Raw genomic sequence first — 22,928 nt, 5'->3', positions numbered from 1 at the left:
GACGTGCCCCTGATACCCCGGTCGCGCGCCGGTTCCGGCCGCTCGGGCCGCTGGACGGGGCGGTGGGGCTGTCGGGATTCAGTTGCTGAGGAGCCATCCGGCGTCGCGGGCGATCCGGACGGCGTCGGTGCGGTTACGCGCGTCCAGCTTGGCGACGACGGCCGTGAGGTAGTTGCGGACGGTGCCCGGGGACAGGTGCAGCAGCTCGGCGATCTCGGCCGATTCCGCACCGGCGGCAACCAGCCGCAGGACGTCCGCCTCGCGGGCCGTGAGGGGGCTCGGTACGCCCTCCCAGGCCGCGAGCGCGAGTTCCGGGGTGATGACCCGCTCGCCCGCCATGATCCGCCGGACGGCCTGGACGAGCTGCTCGGCGGGGGCGTTCTTGACCATGTAGCCGTCCACGCGGAGGTCCTGGGCACGGCGTACGACGTTCGGGGCGTCGAGCACGGTCAGGACGAGGATCCGGCAGCCGGCGAGCTGCTCGCGCAGCCGCTCCGCTCCGGTGAGGCCGTCCAGACCCGGCATGTTGACGTCGAGGATCGCGATGTCGGGCCGGGTCCTCTCGGCGACGGCGACGAGGTCCTCGCCGTTGCCGACCTCCCCGACGACCTGAACGTCGTCCTCCAGTTCGAGGAGGGAGACCAGGGCCTCTCTCACCATCTGTACGTCCTCTGCCAAGAGCACTCGTATCACGCACACACCCCCGCGATGTCCCCGACCCGGCCATGCATCGTAACCAGCCAGAGGTGGCAGGCCCGAAACGCGCCTTGGTCCGGAACGTCCTTGTATTGGTGGGGAGTTTCGCACATTCGTGTGCGTCGTGGGGTGAATGCAGCGGGACGGTTCGGCGGCCCCGGCGGATGGTGCGGGACCGCCGTGTGATCTTGGTAGGGTCACTTCCCCGCGGTCGCGGGCAGGACGGCGCGCCCCGCCCAGCGCCGGGCCTCCGGGGCCCGGACCACGGGCGCGGGAACCCCGGCCGCCGGGAGGTCCGGCGCCCCGGTGCCGGGGACGTCCGGGGCGGCCACGGCGCGGGTCGGGATCTCCGCCACGACCCGGAACAGGCCGCCGGGGCGCAGCTCGCTGTGGAAGGAGCCGCCGAGCGCGCTCACCCGCTGGACGAGGTTGACCAGGCCGCCGCTGCCGAGGCGGCCGCGGACGGGGTCCACGGCGGCCCCGTCGTTGGCCACTTCCAGGCGTACGTTGCCGGGTCCGCCCGACAGCGCGATGGTGCAGTGCGTCGCCTTGCTGTGCCGCAGGACGTTGGTGACGGACTCGCGCAGGACGGCCGCGAGGGCCAGCGAGGCGTCGTCCCCGTCGGGGAGGGCACCGACGCGGAGGGTGACCTTGATGTCCATGGCGCGGAGCAGGGAGGCCACCGTCTGCACCTCGCCGGCGAGGGAGACGCCCTGGTAGCCGCGGACGGCCATCCGGAACTCCGCCATGGCCTGCCGCGAGGTGCGCACCAGCTGCTCGGCCTCGGTGGCGGCCCGCTCCGGGGAGACCTTGAAGGTCCGGTGGACCAGCTCGGCGCGCATCGCGACCGCCGAGAAGGTGTGCCCGAGGAGGTCGTGCAGATCGCGCGCGAAGCGGTTCTGCTCGCTCTGCACGGCCGCCTTGGCGATGCGGTCGCGGGAGCAGCGGGTGCGGTGGACGAACAGGACCGTCTGGGTCAGGGTGTACGACATGAGGCCGACGACGAGGATCGCCCCGGCCATCAGGAGCACGTGCGACAGCTGGTGCGGCACGGACCCCGACGCGCGCGTGCCGACCAGCGGCACGAGCCCGCTGACCAGCACGAAGAGCGGCCACGCGTAGCGGGCGCGCAGGACGAGCGGCAGGGAGCCGGAGAGCGAGCCGGCGAGGACGCCACAGGCCTGGTGCAGGAGGTGGGTGGCGAGGAGCACGATGGCGAACTGCGCGACGAGGGCGACGACGGCCCAGCGGGGCGGGACACCGCCGTGCTCGACGCTGCGCGCCACGATGACACAGGCCTGGAGGATCAGCAGCGTGATGTCGAGGAAGAGCACGACACCTGACTGACCTAACCCGGCCCTTCCGCCGACGGCGTTGTAGACGATCACCTCCAAGGTGACGAAACTGACCCCCAACAGTCCGATGACGTGGATGAAGCCGTTGTGCGTGACCCTGTCGCGTTGCTCCGCCCACTTGCCCCTCACAGGCCTTCTCTCCTCATGTTTCGTCGCTTCCGGTCCACTGGCTGCCCCAGGGGGATTTCAGCACCGAACCGCCGCTCCCGGTGGGGAACGGCGGCTGAAGTCTCAAGGAGTTACGGAGGTGCGTTCCCGTTCGGCGACGGGATCGTCCTCGGTGGGCGGTGCGGCGACGTGGCGCGGGATGGCGAGGGCACAGAGCGCGCCCACGAGGACGACGGCCACGCCGATCCAGATCGCCGGGCGCATGCCGTCGACGAAGTCCTGGGCGGTGCGGTCGCTTCCGTAGTGGACGAAGACGCTGCTGAGGATGGCGGTGCCGAGGGCGCCGCCGATCTCGCGGACGGTGTTGTTGGCGCCTGAGGCCTTGCCGCGGTTCTGCGGCCCGACCGAGGCGAGGACGACGGCCGCGGTCGGGGCGAAGACGAGGCCCATGCCGATGCCGGCGACGATCATCGCGCCGACCATGCGGGAGTAGGGGGTGTCGGAGGTGGCGACCAGGTCGATCCAGGCCAGGCCGATCGCCTGGAGGAGCAGGCCCGCCGCCATCAGCCGGCCGCCGCCGAGGCGGTCGGTCAGCGCACCGGCGACCGGCGCCACGAACATCGGCATCAGCGTCCAGGCCAGGGTGAGCACACCGGCCTCCAGCGGGGTCCTGACCGGCGCGATCTGGAAGAACTGGGCGAGCAGGAAGATCGACCCGAAGACGCCGAAGTACATGGTGGCGGAGACCAGGTTGGAGAAGACGAAGGCCCGCTTGCGGTAGAAGGACAGCGGCAGCAGGGGCTGCCCGGCGCGCCGCTCCCAGAGGACGAAGAGGACGAGCAGGACGGCGCCGGCCGCGAAGGCGCCGAGGACGACGCCGGAGGTCCAGCCCTCCGTCTCGCCGTTCACGATCGCCCAGACGAGGGAGACGAGGCCGGCGGTCACCAGGACCATGCCGGGCAGGTCGAGCCGGGAACCGGGCACGGAGCTCTCGCCGAGGACGACGAAGACGAGCGGGACGGCGACGACGCAGACGGGGATGTTGATCCAGAAGATCCACTGCCAGTCGAGTCCGTCGACGACGGCGCCGCCGACGACCGGGCCGAGCGCGACGGCCATGCCGCTGACGGCCGACCAGAGGCCGAGGGCGAGGTTCCGCTTGCGCTCGGGCACCTCCTCGGCGAGCAGCGTGAGGGAGAGCGGCATGACGGCCGCGGCGCCGATGCCCTGGAGCGCGCGCATCGTGATGAGCTGACCGCTGCTGTCGGCCATGCCGCAGCCGATCGACGCGAGGGTGAAGAGGGTGATGCCGAGGACGAAGACGCGCCGCCGTCCGAACCGGTCGCCCAGGGCCGCGCCGGTCAGCAGCAGGCAGGCGAAGCTGAGCACGTACGCGTTGACGAACCACTGCAGGTCGGTGGTGGAGGCCCGGAGGTCCACGGCCATGGAGCGCAGCGCCGTGGAGACCACGAGGTTGTCGAGCGCGACCATGAACATGGGCAGGCTGCAGGCGAGGATCGTCACCCACAGGGGGAACCGGGCGGGCCGGGACTCGGGGGCGGGGGGCGGGGTCGTACCGCCGCCCTCGGCCATTCTGATTGTGCTCATGACAAACGCCTCCATCCGGCGGACGCCGGGATCGCACACACGAGGGGTCGGACCGAGAAGGGGTCGGACGAAGAAGGGGTCGCGCGAGAAGGGGTCGCGCGAGAAGGGGGTGGCGCTCCGCCGGGACCACCGACGGGGGACGAACGGCGTCCCGGCGGAGCGCGGCTCGGAGGGACGTACGGGAAGGGGCGGGTCGGCCCCGGCGGGTCAGCCCCGGTGGTGGCCACCGCCCCCGCGGGCGGCGTCCTCGCGGGCCTTCGCGGCCAGGCGGCGCTTGGCGTCGTCCCAGTCCAGCGGCAGCGACGCCGTGTCCACCTCCCAGAAGGTGAACGTCGACTGCTTCATCGACGGCCCCATGGCGCGCATCGCCGCACCGTGCGGGTCGGACTTGGCATAGGCGTACAGGGCGTCGCGGTCCTGCCAGGCGGAGAGCGTCCAGAAGGTCCGCTTGAGGGGCTGCGCGATCAGCGAGGCGCCGTACGCCCCGCGTGCGGTCTTGACCTGGCTCCACGAGCTCAGCGACTTGACCAGGAACTTCGGGACGTCGGTCAGGGACTTCACCTCGAAGCGGGAAGCCATGACGTACGCGTTCGTGCGGGGCGGTGCAGGGTTCGGGGTGATCCAGCCAAGGGTCGGCATGACGGCGCCCACCTTCCTGAAGACGGCCAACGACTACAATAATAGACAGTAGCGCCATCCGTTATCCAGTGAGTAATGGAGCACGATGAAGATTTCGGAACTCAGCCGCCGCAGCGGGGTCTCGATCCCCGCGATCAAGTACTACCTGCGGGACGGACTGCTGCCCCCGGGCCGCGCCACGGCGGCCAACCAGGCCTCCTACGGCGAGGACCACCTGCACAGGCTCCGGCTGATCCGCGTCCTGATCGGGGTGCGCCGGCTGCCGGTCAACTCGGTCCGGGAGATCCTGGGCGCCATCACGGAGGAGGGTGACCTCCACCAGATCTTCGGCATCGTGACCGAGGCCCGCCCGGCGGCGCTGAAGAAGAAGCAGGAGCAGGAGGCGGAGGCCGCGGAGCGGGAGAGCGAGGGCGTCGCGGACGCGCGCAGGCTCGTCGCCGCGATGGGCTGGGACGTCGCGACCCACACGGCCGCCGTCCACACGCTCGGCGACGTGCTCGACGCCCTCGGCGGGCTCGGCTCCGACATCGACTGGCAGACCCTGCTGCCGTACGCCGAACTGGCCGACCGCACCTCCGAGCTGGACATCAAACAGATGCACGGCACGTCCGGCCTGCTGGAGCAGGCCGAGCGTGCCGTGCTGGTGTCGGTCCTCCTGGAACCGGCGCTCCTCGCGCTGCGCCGCCTCGCCCAGGAGGACAAGTCCTCCCGCCTGTTCAGCAGGCCGGCGGAGCCGCGGGACACGGCGCCGGAGCAGGAGGCCTCGCGGGAGGGGGCCCCGGAGCGGGAGACACCTGAGCAGGAGACCCCGGTGCAGGAGACCCCTGCGCAGGAGGCCCCTGACCGGACGGCGCCGAAAGGGCGCCGGACGAGCAGGCGGGCGAAGCAGCAGGGAAACTGACCCGACGGGCCGTCAGGACAGCTCCTCCAGGATCCTGGCCGCCGCCTCCGCCCCGGCCGAGAAGGCCGCCTCGTGCGAGCCGATCAGGTCGGGGCCCAGTTCCCTGGAGTGGAAGTAGGACCCGCAGAGCTTCACGCGGGTGCCCTCGTTCGCCGCGTGGATCACGGACTGGCGCTCGCGCAGCGCCACGTCGATCACCGGGTGGGTGTAGTCGAACGAGGCGATGACGAGGTCCTCGGCCGGCGGGACGGGCGGGTCGAGCGTGACGAAGTAGTCCTGGCTCGCGGTGAGGTCCTGCAGCCGGTTGAGGTAGTACGTGACGAAGCAGCGGGTCTCGCCGTCGACCGCCTTCTTGCCGTAGTTCCAGGCGCCCCAGCGCTCGCGGTCGCCGGGCATCAGCGAGGCGTCCCGGTGCAGCACCACGCGGGAGGAGCTGTAGCGGACGCCCTCCACGGCCGCGCGCTGCGCGTCGGTCGGGTTCTCCAGCAGGGCGTGCGCCTCGTCGGCGTGGGTGGCGAGGACCACGTAGTCGAACCGCGAGGCGCCGTTGGCCGTCGTGACGACGACCCCGTCCTCCTCCTGCCGGACGCCGACGGCCGGCTCGGAGACCCGCAGGTCGGGGCCGATCGCGGCGAGCGCCTTGCGGACGTACGAGATGGAACCGCCGCCCACCGTCCGCCAGTCGACCCGGCGGCCGCCGAGCCCGCCCTCGTCGTGGCCGACGAAGAAGGCGATGACGGTCGCGGCGGGCATCTCCCAGATCAGCTCGGCCGGAACCGACCAGACCGCCGAGCAGAGCAGGATCAGGTACGAGTGCCGGAACGCGGCGCTGTAGCCGTTCACGTCCAGGTACTCCCCCAGCGACATGTCGGCGCGGCCCCGCGAGAAGTCCCGCCGGCTCTCCGCGTGGAAGCGCCGCACCTCCCGCCAGACGTCGGGGAACTCCGGGTACGCGGCGGCGTAGCGCGCCTCGATCGCGGACTCCTCCAGCTCCATCTCCTCCGTGCCGAACTCCAGGCCGCTGTCGAGGTCGAAGAACTCGAAGCCGCCCGGGTGGCGCACGGCCTCCACGCCCAGCTCGCCGAAGAAGGCGCACAGGCGGGGGTAGAACCGCGGGTTGAACACGATGAACGCCGTGTCGAGTCCGAGGACACGGCCGTCCTCCTCGACCTCCACCGTGTTGGCGTGCCCGCCGGGGCGGGGCTCGCGCTCGAAGACGGTGATCCGCGCACGGTCCCGCAGCCGGTAGGCGGCGGAGATCCCGGCGGGTCCGGCGCCGATGACGGCGACGCGCGGCGAGTCGATCTCGGGCATGGTGGGTCCTTCCAAGGTCGGGTGGCGATGGGGAGGTTCAGGGGAAGCGGGGGGCGCGGAAGCCCGCGGAGCCGAGGCCGCCGGGACCGACGGGACCGACGGGCTCGTACGGCCCGATGGGGCCGCCCGGCTCGTACGGCGCGACGAGACCGCCCGGCCCGGCGGGCCACGCGGGATCGCCCAGGACCGCCAGGTCGCCCGGGTCCGTCAGGTCGTGCCGGCGCAGGCGGCCCGTTCCGGCGTCGGCGAGGGCGACGGCGAGGAGGTGATCCGGGCCGTGGGGGGTCAGGTGGAGGCGCCAGCGGCCGTGCGCGCCGGGGCGGCGGCCGTCGGTGACGGTCACCTCGGCGGAGCCGGGGCGGCGGGCGAACCGCAGCTCCTTGAGGCCCTGCACCAGGCCGATGCCGAGCCCCTTGAGGTAGGCCTCGCTGAGGACCCACGTCTCCTGTAGGGCGACGGCGGGGTCCGGGGCCCCGGCGACGGCCGCCCGCTGCCCGTCGTCGAGCTGGAGGGCCAGCAGGCGGACCGTCTCCGCGTCGAACGGCACCCGCTCGACGTCGACGCCGCACGCGTACCCCTCGGTGACCACACAGGTGATCAGGCCCTCCGTGTGGGACAGGTTGAAGCGCAGCCCGCGGTGGCCGGGGGTCAGCTCCGGGCGCCCGTGGACGCCTTCGGCGAACCGCCAGGTGCCGCCCGGCAGTCCGGTGCGGGCGCTGAGCGCCAGCCGGCAGAGCAGCCGGCCGCCGAGGAAGCGGCGCCGCGCCCCCGGCGAGCGCTGGCGCGCGTACCGCGCCCGCTCGTCGGGGGCGAGGGCCGCCGCCTCGCCGCCGGACCGTTCGGCGAGCTCGGGCACGAGCCGCTCGGCGAGCGTCCAGACGTCCGCCACCGGCGGGGTGCCGCCCGGCAGTCCCCGGCGGGGCGCCGAGGAGCCCGCGGAGCCGGCCGGGCCGTGGATCACACCGGGCTCCCCGCCGGGGTCGCGGGGTCGGCCTGCCCGGTCGCTCCGGCCAGGGTGATGGGCCAGTGCGACAGGAGCCGGTTCTCGGCGTGCAGCCGGGTGAGGACCGCGAGGACCTCGTCGGCGGCGGCCGGGTCGCGGTAGGGCTCGTACGGGTGGAACTGCTTGCGCAGCCGCTCCAGCTGGAGCAGCAGCACCGCCGCGCTCGGCAGGGGCTCGGCCATGCAGCCCCGCGAGTGGACGTACGTGAGCACGCACGCGGCCGCGGCGTGGACGACGCAGTACTCCTTCGCCAGCTCGAAGAGTTCGGCCGACTGGGCGTAGCCCCGGCCGAGTTCGCGCCGCAGCGCGGTGGAGCGCTCCTCCAGCGGGCCGAGGCGGTCGAGGAGTTCGCCCGCGATGTCGGCGGCGAGCAGCAGCCGGTCCCGGTCCTTGTCGCCGGCGTCCTCCGCGAGGGCGCGCAGCCGCTCCAGGCCGTCGGCGGCGGCGAGGACCGCGTCGTCGCCGCCCCGGCCGGAGAGCTCCTGCTCGCCGGGCCGGTAGGGCGGGAGGTCGGCGTCCATGCCGAAGAGCACGGCGGCCCGTTCGGCGGCCCCCGCCCGCTCCTGCGCGGTCGCGGTGCGTGCCTTCGCCAGGAGCGGGTCCAGCTGGTGGCCGATGTTCCGCAGGTTCACGACGGTGTTCCCGTCGGCCATGTTGGTGACGAGGATGTCGCGGAGCATCTTCTGGTGCATGCCGTAGCGGGGGTGGTCGCGGAGGAACGTCCGGGCGCCGAGGACGACGTTGAGCCGGGCGAGCGCCCCTTCGAGGAGGGTCGGGACCAGGTACTTCACGACGGACGACCAGACGCTGACCTGCTGCGGCGAGGCCTGGACGCTGCGGACGGCGCCGAGGCACATCGCGTCGGCCACCATGAGGTCGGCGAAGGACTCCGCCAGCTGGGTGCCGGTGTACGGGACGTCGACGACGGCACGGTCGAAGAGCACCCGCCCCTGGGCGAACTCCAGGGCGGCGCGCAGCGAGGTGTCCACGCCGGACAGGGCGAGGCTGAGGATGACGAGGCGGGCGGTCTGGCTGGTCTTGAGGGCGATCTCCAGGCCCTGGCCCTCGGCGCCGATGCGGAGGTCGTCGGGGACGAAGACGCCGTCGAAGCGCAGTCCGCTGAGGTCGAGGGCGCGGACGCCGTGCAGCTTGAGCAGGGGGGTCTCGCGGACGGTCTCGGCCTCGGCGGTCCACTTGTCGACGACGAGGATCGAGAAGTCGCCGGGGCCGCGGCGCGGGCCGGTGCGGGCGAAGACGACCATGCGGTCGGCGACGGTGGCGTTGCCGATGGGCCACTTCTCGCCGGTGAGGCGGTAGCCGCCGGGGACCTTCTCGGCGACGACCTCGTTGCCGAGGAGGTCGCTGCCGTGGGCGGCCTCGGAGAGGCCCCAGGCGAGGGAGACGCCCCCGTGGATGTCCTCGATCTGCCGCCGCTTCTGCTCGTCGGTGCCGGCGATCCAGACGGGGGTGAAGGCCGCGTTGGTGAGTCCGAGGGCGATGGCGGTGGCGCCGTCGCGGCGGGCGACGAGCCGCATGAGGACGAACCCGGTCTCGGGACTGCCGGCCTTGCCGCCCTGCTCGGCCGGGAGGCCGTAGTCCAGGAAGCCCCAGCGGCGCAGCATGCCGACGAAGGCGTGGGGGAAGGCGTCGCGCTCGTCGTGGTCGAGCACGGCGGCGAAGGACATGCGGCTCGCAGGGTCGTGCGGGTCGCCCAGATAGCCTTCGAGCCGCTCGGCGAGAGCGATCAACTCGGCCTGGGACATGGGTCCTCCCTCAGGATCGGGTGTGCGGGGGTGCGGGCGAGCCGGACGGGCAGGGCGGTCGGCATCAGGCCCCCCTCCCACAGCGCCGTGACGGCGTCGAGCGCGGGGTACAGGGCCTCGGCGTGGCGGCGGGGGTCGGTGCCGTCGGCCTGGGCGAGCAGGTGGGTGAGGGCCGCGCCGAGCCAGCCGGTGGAGCCGGGCGGCGTCCCGTAGAGCGACAGGTGGCGGTTGTGGCGCCACAGGTGGAGGCAGGCCGCGGCGGCGTGCAGCCAGGCGTGGCGTTCGGCGAGGTCCACCAGGGCGTTGGGGTCGGCGCCCCGGCGGCGGGCCGCCGCGGCGAGGGCGGGCAGCCCGTCGACGGCGGCGACGAGCCGGGCGACGCACCGCCCGGTCCGCGGATCGCCCTCGGCCTCCGTGAACGCGCGCACCGAGGCCGGGAGTTCCGCGAGGACGGGTTCGGCGCCGCGGACGACGAGGTCGAGTCCGGCCGGATCGTACGGCGGGGGTTCCTCGTCCAGCCGGAAGGCACCGCCGAGCCGCTCGGCCGACGCCGTGCGCCCGCCGTCGAGCAGGCCGGGCAGCTGGCCGGCGTACGAGCGCAGGTTGGCGAGCGGGCCGGAGTCGATCACCCGGACCACGGCGCTGTCCCGCTGGAGCTTCTGGAACAGTCCGGCGCCGCCGGGCCCCTCGCGCAGCACGGAGCGGGTGGCGAGGACTCCGGCGCAGCGGCGGATCAGGGCGTCGGCGGTCTCGGCCACCACGTGCTTGGCGGCGAGCGCCCACACGCTGAACGCCCCGGGGACGGCGTGCACGCCCCGGCCGGCGGCCAGGGCCGTCGCGTCGGCGGCGAGCAGGGCGGCCGACGCGACCGCGAGGTCCCTGCGGGCGTACGGCGTGTTCAGCACGGGGGTGCCGGAGACGCGGTGGCCCGCGGCGAAGTCGAGCGTGAGGTGCAGCGCGGTGTCCGCGATGCCGAGGCTGCCCGCCATGCTCATCAGCCGGACGGCCTGCTGGGCGCGGACGGCCATCTCCAGGCCCTCGCCGGTCCGGCCGACGCGGGCGCCGTCGGCGACCGGCAGGCCGGTGAAGCGCAGCCGGGCGGTGTCGATGCCGCGCATGCCGCCGGTGCGGGCGGCCGGGAGCCGCTCAAGGCCGGTGCCCTCGCCGCCCCGCTCGGGGTCCAGGTCGAGGAGGAAGGCGGTGAAGGCACCGGGGCCCCGCTCGCCGGTGCGGGCCACCAGGTAGACGGCGTCGCAGCCGAGGCCGTTGCCGACCATCCACTTCTCGCCGTGCAGGGTGCCGTCGGGCGCGAGGCGGCATTCGTTGGCGAGGATGTCGCTGCCGTGGTCGGCCTCGGTGAGCGCGAAGGCGACCGTGCCGCCCCCGGTGAGGATCTCCGCCGCCCTGGCCCGCTGCTCCTCGCTGCCGTGGAGCTGCAGGCAGGTGGCGGCGATGATGCCGAACATGGTGCCCGGCATGACGTTGACGTCGCGGCGGGCGGCGGCCCGCACCAGGGTGATGGCGCGGTCGAAGGAGCGGAACTCGCCGCCCCACTCCCGGGGCAGGTAGTTGAGGTGGAAGCCGGCCGCGACCAGTTTCCGGCAGAGGTCGTCGGGGGCGGCGTCCTCCTCGTCCCGGGCGACGGCGGCGGCGAAGCCGTAGGGGTTGTCCGGGTCGGCGGGATCGCCGAGGAGTTCCTCGACCGCCTCGGGCGTCAGGGCGCTCACGGCGCCACCGCCGTCGGTTCCGCCGTGTCCAGGGGCACGGGGACGTACTCGGCGGAGGGCGGCAGGGTCAGTCCCGCCGCCCGCAGCTGCGCGGTCCTCGTGTGGTAGGCGGCGCCGCGCATGAGGTGGTGGGCGACGTCGGCGACCGTACGGTTGCCGGGGGTGTTGAGGTAGCTGCCGGCCACCCAGGAGTTGAAGCTGCCCATCGCGGGGCCGCACCAGATCTGGAAGTCGGCGCGGCGTTCGGCCTCGCCGGTGACGGCCCAGCGCGAGGACATGCCGAGGTACCAGCGGAAGACCAGGGCCATCCGGCGCCTGGGGTTGTCGGCGGCCCGGGCCAGCTGGTCGGGGTCGCGGCGGCTGAAGTACGTGACGCACTCCTGCCACACGTCGTCGAGCGGCCGCTGGAAGACCTGCGTCTCCAGGCGGTGCCGCTCCGCCTCCGGCAGCGCCTCGATGCCGTCGTACGTCTGGTAGAGCCGGTACAGCTGCTGGGCGCGCATGGGGAACATCGAGCCCCGGCGCAGCACCTGGAGCTCCACCCCCATCTCGAACATGTCGGCGGCGGGGGCCATCACGCAGTCGGCGACGTCCGCCTGGGCGAGGACCTCGCGGGCCGCCCGGGACGTCCCGGACTCCACGCACGACTGGTTGACGGAGCCGGTGACGACGTAGGCGGCCCCCATCGCGAAGGCTCCGGCGACGGCCACCGGGGTGCCGAGGCCGCCGGCCGCGCCGACCCTGATGGGCCGGGCGTAGCGGTACTCCCGCTGGATCGTGTCGCGGATGCGCAGGATGACCGGGAGGAGCGCGGGCAGCGGCCGCCGGTCGGTGTGGCCCCCGGAGTCGGCCTCGGCGGTGATGTCGTCGGCGAGCGGCACGAGGTGCGCCAGGCGGGCCTGTTCGGTGGTGATCAGGCCGTCGGCGAGGAGGCTCTCGACGAGGGCGGTGGGGGCCGGGCGCATGAAGCGTTCGGCGGTCTCGCCGCGGGAGATCTTGGCGATGACCCGGTTCTCCGCGACGACGCGCCCGGACGGGTCGGTGCGCAGGCCGGCCAGCCGGTAGCGCACCAGGTGCGGGGTGAGGTCCAGGTAGGCGGAGGCCTCGACGCAGCGCACCTGGTGGTCCAGGAACAGCTGGACGGCGTCGCGCTCCAGGCGCTGCTCGCTGGGGCTGTGGATGAGGTTGACGGCGTACGGCAGGCCCGGGATCTCGTCGCGGAAGCGGGCGAGGGCCCGCGCGATGACGTCGGGCAGCAGGCCCGCGGCCCCGAAGGAGGCCAGGAACCCCTGGCGGGCCAGGGCCGTGACCAGGTCGACGGAGGCGATGCCGCCGGCCATCGCCCCGGCCATGTAGGCGTACCGCACGCCGTGCGCGGCGCGGAAGTCGGCCGAGCCGAGCCGTTGCGGGGACAGGGCGGGGGCGACGGCCAGTACGGCGGGGCCCTCGCCGCCGACGGCCGCCGTGCCACCGGCGACGGCGCCGATGCCCTGCGGTCCCGACACGACGTAGCAGGGCTGGTCGAGGCGGCCGACGGCCTGGTGGATGCCTGCGGCGTCGGCGCTGGGATACCCCTCTCCGTACCAGCGGACGGTGTGCGGTGCGGTGCTCGTGGACAACTCGGCTCCTCGGCTGTGCATGCGGGATCAGTCCGTTTCCGGGCGGACTTCGATGGCCACGTCGGTGAGTTCGTAGATGCGCAGGCGGGTCTTCCACAGGTCGGCGTCGGCGATCACGAGGAGCCGGCCGGCCTCCCTGCGCACCTCCTTGACGTGCACGTCGAAGAAGAGCTCGTCGTCGTCGCGGAGGATCTGGCCGCGGTACTTCCACGCCATCTCGACGTCGGTGGCCATGGCGAAGCGGGGCCGTTCCATGCCGTCGGCGAGGCCGCGGTCCAGGACGAACAGGCGCATGGCCTGGAGCACGGCCTCGACGCCGAGGGAGCCCGGCATCACCGGGTCGCGGTGGAAGTGCCGGTCGAAGTACCACTCGTCGGGGCGGATGCGGCGGTGGCCGTGCAGGTATCCGGCGCCGTGGCGGCCGCCGTCCTCGACGAGGTCGACGCGGTCGACGAGGTGGAAGCGGCCGGCGGGCAGGTGCAGGGAGCCGCCGGTCGGGTCGGTGAACACGGGCGCGTCGTCGGGGAGTTCGATGCGGCGCATCCGGTCCGCGGCCGGCCGCTCGGTCGCGATCCACGGCTCCTTGTACGTGCCGCTGTCGAGGCCGACCTGGTGGGCGAGGGCGGCGTCGCTGAAGTAGCCGAAGAGGGACTCTCCGGTGTAGAAGACCTCGCCGTCGGCGCTGAGTTCGTAGCGGAAGTTCTGCAGCACGGCGCCGGCGACGACGCTGGTGCTCAGCAGCGTGGAGTGGTGGCGGATCGTCTTGTTCCGCAGGTCGACGTCGCGGACGAGGGTGGCGCGCCCGTCGAGGTTGCGGATGCGGTACTGCTCATCGGGCCGGCCGAGGGTGGCGCCCAGGTAGTAGCCGAGGAAGATCGCGGCCTGGAGCGAGGACTCCATGTAGACGCAGTTCGGCATGTACGGGGAGGAGTTCTCGCGGTAGTACCAGGCGTCGTCCGGGGAGTCGTACTCGGTGACCATCTCGGAGCCGGGGCTGAGGTCGCCGCGGGTGCCGGTGAGGGACATGACCCGGTCGACGAACTGGAAGTCGCCGTTGGGGATGTACGGGGCGCGGCTCTCGCGGTAGATCTCGAACTCGGGGCCCATCGCCATGTCCAGGAGGCCCTGGGCGGCGTGCGCCAGGTGCAGTTCGTTGATCATGGCGGGCTCGCCGGAGCGGTTGCGGCGGCCGAGGAAGGCCGGTACGCCGCCGGTCTCGGGGCGGTAGGGCGTGCCGGGCTTCTCCACGATCTGCAGGCCGAGGTTCTCCATGCGCACGACCGGCTTGTCGCCGAGGTGGACGAGGACGTCGGCGACGACCGTGGGCCGGGGCAGCAGGGTCAGTTCGGTGATCTCCAGCTCGTAGCGGATCTCGCGGTCGCGGGGGGTGACCTGGCCGCGGACCTTCACGTCGATCTGGCGGTCGGTGACCGTCTGGAACCGGGCGTCGGGCAGCGTCAGGTGCATGCCCTGGTGGAGCAGGTAGACCTGGAGGAGCTGGACGGCGCCCTCGGCGATCAGCGATCCGGCGAGCACCGGGTCGTCGGGGAAGTGGCAGGTGAAGTACCAGGCGTCGGGCTCCAGGTGCTTGACGGCGCCGATCCTGCCGAGGCCGCGCGGGCCTCCGGTGCGGTCGACCGTGACCTCGTCGATCATGCGGAGCATCGCGTCCGGGAGGCGCAGCGCCGGGTTGAGGCCGGGGTCCTGGGCGTGGTCGGGGCCGAAGACGTCCCCGGGGCGGCCCTGGGCGAGGAGTTCCAGGTCGGCGGCGTCGAGGCGGTCCTTGCGGGCGCGGGCGAGGGGCTTGAAGGTGGCCCGGGGCAGCGCGGCGCGGCGGGCGCGCTCGGCGTCCGTCATGACGATGCCGAGCGGCGTGTCGAGCTCGGCCTGGCTGAAGAACCCGGCGCAGCCGTCCTTGAGTTCGAGGATCAGCTCGCCGTCGGCGTAGCAGAGGTAGCTGAAGAAGAAGACCGTGGTGTCGCCCTGGTGGACGAAGCGGTCGATGGAGATGTCGTAGCGGAGGGTCTGGCCGGTGCGGGGCAGGCCGCCGTGGAAGATCAGCGAGCTGTCGAGGAGCCGGTAGACGCGGTCGCCCTTGTTGCGGAAGTCGATGCCGAGGAAGCTCACGAGCAGCAGGTCGCACTGGCCGGCCTCGACGGTCACGGCCGGGGGCACGCCGCCGTCGACGGCGTACCAGGCGTCCTCGGGGACGTCGTACTCGGTGGTGATGCGGGCGGGTTCGAGGACGCCGGGACGGGCGTCGAGCGCGGTGACGCGGGTGACGAAGTGGTACGGGGGCGCGGGGAGCCGCACGCGGGCCCGGTAGGCGTCGATCTCGGCGAACTCGGGGCGGCCGAAGGCCTTCGCCACGGAGCCGGTCGCGAACTCCAGCAGGTCCGCCTCGTCGAAGACGACGCCGCCGCGGGCGCGGGGCGCGGCGGCGGGCGCGAGGGCGGTGGGTACGGGCTCCGCGGGCGCGGCCGCCGCCGGGACGGCGGGCAGGGCCGGGGCGAGGGGCGCGGGGGGCGCGGGGAGCGGCGCCGCGGTGACCGCCGCCGGGTCGAGGAGGGCGGCGGTGCGGTCCAGGGTGGCGGCCTGGAGGACGCGGTGGGTCTCCATCACGACCCCGTGCGCGGCGACGATCTCGCGGCGCAGGTCCCGCACCAGGTCGGCCGCGGCCGTGCCGCCGGAAACCGGGGCGGGGGCGGAGGCGGGGACGGAGACCCGGGCCGGGGCCGGGGCCGGGGCCGCAGCCGGGGCCTCGGCCGGGGGTACGGGCGCGGGCGCCGGGCCCTGGAGGAACGCGGGCGCGGGGGCCGGGGCCGCGGGTGCCGGGGCGGCGGGTGCCGTCGGCGCGGGGGCGGCGCCGCCGAACGGCACGGCGGTCACCGGGCCGCCGTCGAACGTGATGGCCTCCGGCGCCTCCAGCGTCGGGTCGGCGGGCATGGCGGCGGGCGTTGCGGCGGACATGACGGCGGGCACCTCCGGCGGAGCGGGCGGGTCGATGACGGCGGAGCGGGACCGGCCGGCGGCCAGGGTCCGTGCGGCCTCGCGGGCGACGCGGTCCGGGATCGGCTCGCCGCCGCCGACCCGTACCGCGGGAAGGCGGCGGGCGGACGGCGCGGCCGCGTCCCGTACGGCCTCCCGGTCCTCGCCGAACAGCGCGGTGAGGTCCACCGGCAGACCGTGGCCGACGAGGCGGGCCACCAGCTGGGCGAGGCTGGTGGCGGCGGACGCGCCGCGGCGGTCGACGCCGGCGGCCACGTGCGGCGCGTCCCCCAGCGTGTCGCGGATCCAGCGGGAGCAGGTGGCGCCCGGTCCCGCCTCGATGAAGTAGCGGTAGCCGCGGTCGTACGCGGCCCGCACCAGGCGGGGGAAGTCGATCGTGGAGCGCAGGGTGTGCGCGATGCGCCGCGGCGAGTCGGCGAGCCGCTCGGCGGGCAGCACCTCGTAGTCGTAGGCGCTGAGGAGTTCCAGGTCGCCGAAGGAGCCCGTGGGGTAGTCGTTGAGACGGGCCAGGCCGTCGAACTCCGCGTCCACGACCGGGCAGTGCATGACCACGTTGGCGGGCGAGCGGGCGGCGGAGCAGCCGAGTTCGGCGATCAGCGCCCGGCACTGCGCGGGGTCGCCGCCGATGACCAGCTCGTTCGGGGTGTTCACATGGGTGAGGTGGACCCGGTCGTAGCGGGCGAGCGCCTCGGCGACCGGCTCGACGGGCGACAGCAGCACGTGCGTGGACCACACGTCGGCGTCGGGCGTCCCGGCGGGCAGCTTCCACAGGTCGCGCACGGTGCGCCGGGGCCCGCACAGCCGGTCCTGGAAGACGGGGCTCTCGGTGATGAGCGAGTCGGAGCGGCTGCGGGCGTCCCAGCCGCCGGTGGCGAAGAGCATGCTCGACTCGCCGAGGCTGTAGCCGAAGCCGCCGTGCGCGGTGATCCCGAGGATCTCCCGGATCAGCTCGGTGTAGAGGATCGCGAAGCTGGTCCCGGTGGCGAGCATGAACGGGATGTCGTCGGCGAGGCGTTCCTCCATCCGCATCATGGCGCGCCGGTCCGGCGTCTCGGTCCCGCGGGGGTAGAGCTGCGCCGAGCGCAGCATCCGGGCGGGTTCGGCGGCCTGCCGCTCGAAGCGGTCGAGCAGGCCGGGGAAGGTCCGGAAGAGACCCGCGCCGAGGCCGGGGTAGGTGTTGAAGGCGCCGGGGTAGACGAGGGCGACCCGGCCGTCGGGGCCGATCGGCCGGGGGGTGAAGAACGAGCCGGCGGGGGTGCTCCAGTCGGTCCCGGCGGCGTGCGCCTCGGGCAGGTTCCGTGCGGCGAGCTCCAGTTGGCGGGCGAGCGCGTCCCGGTCCCGGCCGACGAGGACGACGCGCAACCGTCGGCCGTCGAGGCCGCGCGCGGCCGCGCGCGCGAGCGCGGACGGGTCGGCGCCGTCCGCGAGCAGGGCGCCGTGACGGCGGATCTCGGCCACGAGCCCGTCGAGGGTGTCGGCGCCGAGCGGCAGCAGGAGCGGCCCCCCGGCGCGCGCCCAGTCGGCCTCGGGCCGGACCCGCCCGCCGGACGGCAGGGACGCCGAGGACGGTACGGGCCGCGCCGAGGACGGTACGGGCCGCGCGGACCCGACCGGCTCGGCGGACCCGACCGGCTCCGCGACCGACTCCGCGACCGGCGCGGAGGAGAGCACCAGATGGGCGTGCGAGCCGCTCGCGCCGAGCATGCTGACGGCCGCGTGGCGGCGGGCGTCCGGGCGCTCCCGGAGCCAGGGGAAGGAGGTCTCCGGCACCTGGAAGGCGGAGGCCGCGAAGGCCTCGGCCAGGTCGTCGGCGGGGCGGCGCCAGCCCTTCGTACCGGGCAGGTAGGCGTGGCGCAGGCAGAGAACGGTCCTGATCAGGGCGGCGATCCCGGCCGCGCACCCGGCGTCGCCGATCTGCGAGGTGACGCTGCCGAGGACGGTGGCGCCGCCCGCCGGGTACACCTCGGCGAGGGCGGCGATCTCGGTACGGTCCGCCTGCTCCGTACCGCCCGCGTGCGCCTCCAGGTAGTCCACCTCGGCGGCGGAGACCCCGGCGGCGTCGAGGGCGGCCCGCGCGGCCTCGGCGAGGGCGGCCCCCGAGACGGGGACGAGCGAGCCGTCGGCGGCGTCCGCGTAGCGCACGGCGACCGCGTCGATGCGGGCGTGCGCCCGGCCCGGGGCCGCGTCGGGGCGGGTGACGACCAGGGCTCCGGCGCCCTCGCCGATCCGCCGGCCGCGCGCGCCCTCGTTGAAGGTGAGGCCCGGCCCGGTGTCGGAAGCGGGCCGGACGAGCAGGTTCTCGGCGGCGCCGGCCAGGTCGACCCCGCCGATCAGCACGGCCTCCAGGTCCGGGTCTAGCAGCAGCAGCCGGGCGACGTCCAGCGCCTCCGCGGTGCCCGCGCCCTCGGCGGAGAGGGTGAAGGAGGGGCCGGTCAGGTTCCAGCGGGACGAGACGCGGCCCGCCATCACGTTGCCGATGTAGCTGAGCACCTCGTTGGCGCCGATGGGGTCGACGACGGCGTCGCGCGCGACCTCGTTCAGGGCGGCCCGTTGCTCCTCGGTCAGCCGCACCCCGGCCTTGTCGAACTCGCGGCGCAGGAAGGACCCGAGGCCGTACCGGCTCAGCCGGGCGTGGGAGTACGGCTCGATCTCGGTGACGACGACCACCGCGATGCGGCGGGGCTCGGGGGTGCCGCGGCCGCCCGCGTCGAGCCGGTACCCGGCGTCGCGCAGGGCCTCGTCGGCGACCCGGGTCATCAGGGCGTGCTGCGGGTTGTAGATACGCAGGTCGGCGGGCGGGACGCGGAGGTCGGCGGGGTCGACCTCGACGCCGTCGACGAAGGCCCCGTGCGGCGGGCCGGTGAGCCCGGCCGCTTCGAGGGTGCCGCCGTCGGTGCGGTCGAGGCCCCGCCAGCGGCGCTCGGGCAGCGGCCGCAGGTCGTGCCCTCCCTCGTAGACCGCCCGCTCGAAGGCGTCGAGCGTGTCGAGCGAGCCGAAGTGCGCGCCGAGCCCGACGACGTCGAGCGCGGGGAGGACGGAGGACGCGGCGGCCGTGCCGGCCCCGGTCGCGGTCGCCGCCCCGGCCCGGACGCCCGTGCCCCCCTGGGGACTCGAGCTGTCGGCCTGGGAGAGCACCACGTGCGCGTTCGTGCCGCCGAAGCCGAAGGCGGAGACGGCGGCGCGGCGGGGGCCGGGGGTGTCGGGCCAGGCGCGGGCGGTACGGACGAGCGTCGCCGCGCCGACCCGCTCGTCCGGCGAGGAGATCGGCCGGTCCACGCCGATGGTCGGCGGGATCGTGCCGTCCTCCATGGCGAGGACGACCTTGAGCAGGCTGCTGAGCCCGCCGACGGTCAGCAGGTGGCCGATGTTGCCCTTCACGGATCCGAGCAGCGGTACGTCACCGTGGGCGCCGAAGAACTCGGCGACCGACTCCGCCTCCGTGGCGTCCCCGATCGGCGTGCCGGTGGCGTGGCACTCCAGGTAGTCGACGCTCGCCGGGTCCACGCCGGCGCTCGCGTAGGCGCGGGCCAGGGCGTCCAGCTGGCCGCTCTTGCGGGGGACCAGCGGGTGGCGTCCGGCGCCGTCGTTGGAGAGCCCGATGCCGTCGACGACCGCGTACACGCGGTCGCCGTCGCGCACGGCGTCGGCCAGGCGCTTGACGGCGACCATGCCCGCGCCCTGGCCGGTGACGATCCCGCCGGAGCGGCCGTCGAAGGGCTGGCTGAAACCGTCCTCCGGGTAGGCGTGCAGATCGGAGAAGGAGAGGTGGATCAGGGTCGGGTCCGGGGCGCAGACCGCCCCGGCGAGCACCAGGTCCGCCTGGCCGGAGTCGAGGTGGCCGCAGGCGAGGCTGAGGGCGTAGAGCGCCGAGGAGCAGGCGGCGTCCAGGCAGTAGCGGGGGCCGCCGAGCCCGAGGGCCCCGGCGGCGACGGCGGCGGGCGAGCCGCTGACCCGGAGGTTCTCGGGCACGATCGCGGCGCGGTCGACGAGCGGGACCGCGCCGGGCAGGGAGTCGAGTTCGGGCGCGCCGGAGCGGCGCAGGCCGGCGAGGACGGCCTCGTGCGCGAGGGGGACGCTCACCTTCGCCGATGTGGTGGTCGGGAACGAGTAGTTGCCCATGACCAGGCCGGTCCTGGCGAGCAGCGCGGGCCGGTCGGCGGCGCCGCAGTCCCGCAGGGCCTCCCGGGCGGCGTACAGCGACCAGTGGAAGAGCCGGTCGAGACCGGCGAGCCGGTCGGGGGCGAGCCGGTAGCCGGTGGGGTCGAACTCGAAGCCGGTGACGAACCCGCCCCGGCGGGACACGATGCGGTGCCGGGGGTCGAGGTCACGCTCGTCGGGTTCGGCTCCGAAGACCTCTGCGCCTCCTTCCCGACGGCTGTCCGTGCCACCGCGGAGGTTCTGCCGGAACTCTTCGGGCGTTCGCGCTCCGGGGAACAGGCAGGAGATGCCGACGATCGCGTATCTGCTCATAACTGGGTGAGGTTCCTTCCCAAGCGGGAGATCCTGTGGGGCGGGCGGCGGCAAGCCGCCGCCCGCTCACTGCTTCCGGTGCGGACGCCGTCAGCCCGCGAACTTGGCCGCCAGCTGCGGGGCCGAGACCACGGAGACGGCCGTGAACCTGGCCCTGACCTGTCCGTCGGGCGTGCAGGCGGTGATGTCGAGGCGGGAGTCGGGGCCGCCCTGGCCCGTGGGCTCCACCACGACGAGGAAGACCTCACCGGCCGCCAGCGGGCCGTACAGCTCGACCCCGCCCACGGCGAGCGGCAGCCCGGCGGTGCCGCGGAAGCGGCGCACCCAGACGAGCGCGGCCTGGAGCAGCAGGTCCGCGGAGCCGGCCGCGAACCAGTCGGACGAACCGCTGTCGGTGTCCGTCCGGACGGCCTCGCACTCCAGCACGAGGCGGGACTCGGAGTCCGCCAGGATCCGGCGCAGACCCCGCAGGGCCGGACCGTGGAAGAGCGTGCCGTCGGTGTAGAGCCCGGCGGCGTCGGTTCCGGTGCCCGGCGCGGGAAGCCCGGTCACCGGGGCGGCGGGCGGGAGGGCGCCCGCGACGACGGTGGCCGCGTAGTGCGGTCGTACGGTGCCGTCGACGAGCGACTGGACGGCGACCCTGACGTCGCCCCCGCCCGCGGGGCCGGCCTGGGCGCCGCTCCCGTCCCGGCCGGTGGCCGGGGACATCACGAGCCGCAGCTCGGCGGGCTCGGTCCCGTCCAGGACGATGCCCTTGTGGACGGCGAAGTCGCTCAGCCGCACGGCCCGTCGCCCCCCGGCGTGCTCGACCGCGCCGAGCGCCCAGCCCATCGCGACGACGGCCGGCAGGACCGGCACCCCGTCGATGACGTGGTCGGTGACGAGCGAGGACCCGGCGAGCTCCGCCGGGCGGCGGGTCACGGTGCCGCCCGCGGCCGTGCCGGAGCGGTCCCGCGAGCTCAGCGGCGTCGTCGGACCGAGCACGGTCACCACGTCACCGGCCCGCTCGGGGGCGAACTGGTCGGCGAACATCCGGGCGCCCTCGTCGACCGGGATGAGCGCGATGCCCCGCTCCTCGAAGACCTTTCTGATCTGCGGGGAGACCATCCCGCTGTCCCAGGCGCCCCAGTTGATCGAGGTGACCCGCGTCCCGGGGAACTCCCGTCGCCGGGAGGACGCCCAGGCGTTGAGGACCTCGTTGGCCATCGCGTAGTCCGACTGCCCCTGGTTGCCGAAGAACCCGGCGACCGAGGAGAAGAGCACCACGTGGCGCAGCCGCGTCCCGGCCAGGGCCGCCGTCACGGAGCGCAGACCGGTCAGCTTCGGGGCGAAGACCCGCTCGATCTCGGAGGCCTTCTTCTGCGCGATCATCTGGTCGGCGAGCACCCCGGCGCCGTGCACCACGCCCGTGACCTCGTCCTTGTACGGGGCGAGGACGGCGGCGGTCGCGGCCTGGTCCGTGATGTCCACGGGCAGGTACGCGGCCTCGCTGCCGGCGGCCCGCAGCGCGTCCAGGGTCACGCGGATCTCCCGGGCGCCCGCGACGGCGGCGGCGAGCTGACCGACGCGCCGGGGCGTCGGCTTCTCCCCCGCGGCGGTCAGCGAGGCCGCTGCCGCCGCCTTCAGGTTCTCCTCGGGCAGGCCCTGCGCCCAGGCGGGCTCCGCGTCGAGCGGGGTCCGGCCGAGCAGCAGCAGGCGCGGGCGGTGACGGCGGGCCAGTTCGACGACGCAGGCCGCCGTGATGCCCCGGGCGCCGCCGGTGACGACCAGCAGGTCGTCGGAGGTGACGGGCGCGGCCTCGGCGTCGGCCGGGACCAGCGGCTCCCCCGCCACGGCGAGCCCGACCCGGCGGGTGCCGTCGTGGCCGACCTGTACGGGCTCGACGGCCGAGTCGGCGGCCTCGTCGAGTACCAGGGCGGCGGCGTCGGCCGGGTCGATGCCGGGCGCGAGGTCCACGGACCGGACGAACAGCTCGGGCGCTTCGAGGGCCAGCGTCTTCACCAGCCCCGCGACACCACCGGCGGGGGTGGCGTCCTCGGCGACGCCGGTGAGGCCGAAGGCGCCGTCGAGCCGGGTCACGGCGAGGAACGCGGCCCGGCCGTGCGCGGCCGACTCGGTGAGCGGGCGGACGACGTGCCGCGCCAGCAGGAGGGAGTGCGCCAGCCTGCGCACCCCGTCGTTCCAGTCGCCGTCGGTGCGGGCGGTCACGTCGACGACGAGCCCGACGCGGAAGGTGAAGACGGCCTCGACACCGGCCGCGAGTTCGGTGGTGCCCCAGCCCGTCAGGGCGTGGTCGTGCACGTCGGCGTGGCGCGGCAGCACGCCGGGGAGCCGCAGGACGTGCACGCGACGGCCGGCGGCGACGAGCCGCTCGACGATCCGCCCGGCCAGCTCGGAGCCGTCGTCCACGACGAGGGCGCCCTGGTCCGCGGGGTGGGCGTCGAGCAGCGGGTCGGGGGCGGGGAGGGTGACGAGCGCGGCGTGCGCGCGGCCGAGGGGCGCAACGGTCCCGGTCGCCGCCTGCGGGGAGGCGGCGGGAGCGGCGTCGGCCGCGGCGGGCGCTGCGGTGGGTGCTGCTTCGGTGGGTGCTTCGGTGGCGGCCGGGCCGGCGACGAAGTCCACGATGTCACCGAGGGTCCGCAGCTCCGCGAGCTGCTCGGGACCGGCCGACGACACCACACCGAACCGCTCCTGAATCACCCCCATGATCTCGACA

Annotated in this window: 12 protein-coding genes; 1 reads left to right on the top strand and 11 read right to left on the bottom strand. The window is 74.6% G+C overall.

Features of this window, described 5'->3' with window-relative positions:
* Positions 1-78 precede the first annotated feature (78 nt).
* The 4 genes from ACWDVG_RS17065 to ACWDVG_RS17050 form a co-directional block, all read right to left on the bottom strand.
* Entirely contained in the window at positions 79-693 is a 615-nt protein-coding gene (locus ACWDVG_RS17065) for a response regulator transcription factor (RefSeq protein ID WP_451700003.1), read from the bottom strand.
* A 200-nt stretch (positions 694-893) separates the two neighbouring features.
* Positions 894-2,180: a sensor histidine kinase gene (locus ACWDVG_RS17060; protein WP_451700002.1), complete on the bottom strand. Its 1,287-nt coding sequence runs from the start codon at positions 2,178-2,180 to the stop codon at positions 894-896.
* Positions 2,181-2,282: 102 nt separating this feature from the next.
* Positions 2,283-3,767 (bottom strand): MFS transporter, encoded by a 1,485-nt coding sequence (locus ACWDVG_RS17055; protein WP_451700001.1) that lies wholly within the window; start codon positions 3,765-3,767, stop codon positions 2,283-2,285.
* A 207-nt stretch (positions 3,768-3,974) separates the two neighbouring features.
* Entirely contained in the window at positions 3,975-4,406 is a 432-nt protein-coding gene (locus ACWDVG_RS17050; protein ID WP_451700000.1) for a DUF3291 domain-containing protein, read from the bottom strand.
* Positions 4,407-4,491: 85 nt separating this feature from the next.
* On the opposite strand from ACWDVG_RS17050, the gene ACWDVG_RS17045 reads away from it, so the two are divergent.
* Positions 4,492-5,307: a MerR family transcriptional regulator gene (locus ACWDVG_RS17045; RefSeq protein ID WP_451699999.1), complete on the top strand. Its 816-nt coding sequence runs from the start codon at positions 4,492-4,494 to the stop codon at positions 5,305-5,307.
* Positions 5,308-5,319: 12 nt separating this feature from the next.
* Here the strand turns inward: ACWDVG_RS17045 and ACWDVG_RS17040 are convergent, their stop codons facing one another.
* The 7 genes from ACWDVG_RS17040 to ACWDVG_RS17010 form a co-directional block, all read right to left on the bottom strand.
* Positions 5,320-6,621: an NAD(P)/FAD-dependent oxidoreductase gene (locus ACWDVG_RS17040; protein ID WP_451699998.1), complete on the bottom strand. Its 1,302-nt coding sequence runs from the start codon at positions 6,619-6,621 to the stop codon at positions 5,320-5,322.
* Positions 6,622-6,658: 37 nt separating this feature from the next.
* Positions 6,659-7,582 carry a 4'-phosphopantetheinyl transferase family protein gene (locus ACWDVG_RS17035; protein ID WP_451699997.1) on the bottom strand — a complete coding sequence of 308 codons (924 nt, stop codon included), beginning with the start codon at positions 7,580-7,582 and terminating at the stop codon, positions 6,659-6,661.
* Positions 7,579-9,387, bottom strand: a complete 1,809-nt coding sequence (locus tag ACWDVG_RS17030; RefSeq protein ID WP_451699996.1) for an acyl-CoA dehydrogenase family protein — start codon at positions 9,385-9,387, stop codon at positions 7,579-7,581. Before ACWDVG_RS17030 ends, ACWDVG_RS17035 begins: the two co-directional genes overlap by 4 nt.
* Positions 9,369-11,114 (bottom strand): acyl-CoA dehydrogenase family protein, encoded by a 1,746-nt coding sequence (locus tag ACWDVG_RS17025; RefSeq protein ID WP_451699995.1) that lies wholly within the window; start codon positions 11,112-11,114, stop codon positions 9,369-9,371. Before ACWDVG_RS17025 ends, ACWDVG_RS17030 begins: the two co-directional genes overlap by 19 nt.
* Positions 11,111-12,754 carry a PfaD family polyunsaturated fatty acid/polyketide biosynthesis protein gene (locus ACWDVG_RS17020; protein ID WP_451699994.1) on the bottom strand — a complete coding sequence of 548 codons (1,644 nt, stop codon included), beginning with the start codon at positions 12,752-12,754 and terminating at the stop codon, positions 11,111-11,113. Before ACWDVG_RS17020 ends, ACWDVG_RS17025 begins: the two co-directional genes overlap by 4 nt.
* A gap of 6 nt (positions 12,755-12,760) precedes the next feature.
* The gene (locus ACWDVG_RS17015; RefSeq protein ID WP_451699993.1) at positions 12,761-20,212 is read right to left on the bottom strand and encodes a beta-ketoacyl synthase N-terminal-like domain-containing protein; all 7,452 of its coding nucleotides are present in this window, start codon (positions 20,210-20,212) and stop codon (positions 12,761-12,763) included.
* Positions 20,213-20,302: 90 nt separating this feature from the next.
* Positions 20,303-22,928, bottom strand: a 2,626-nt coding sequence (locus ACWDVG_RS17010) for an SDR family NAD(P)-dependent oxidoreductase (RefSeq protein WP_451699991.1), incomplete at its 5' end; no start/stop codon positions are given.

The sequence above is a fragment of the Streptomyces sp. NPDC003327 genome, assembly GCF_053589515.1.
The sequence above is the reverse complement of the archived record's forward strand: the minus strand, read 5'-3'. Positions and strand labels throughout refer to the sequence as shown.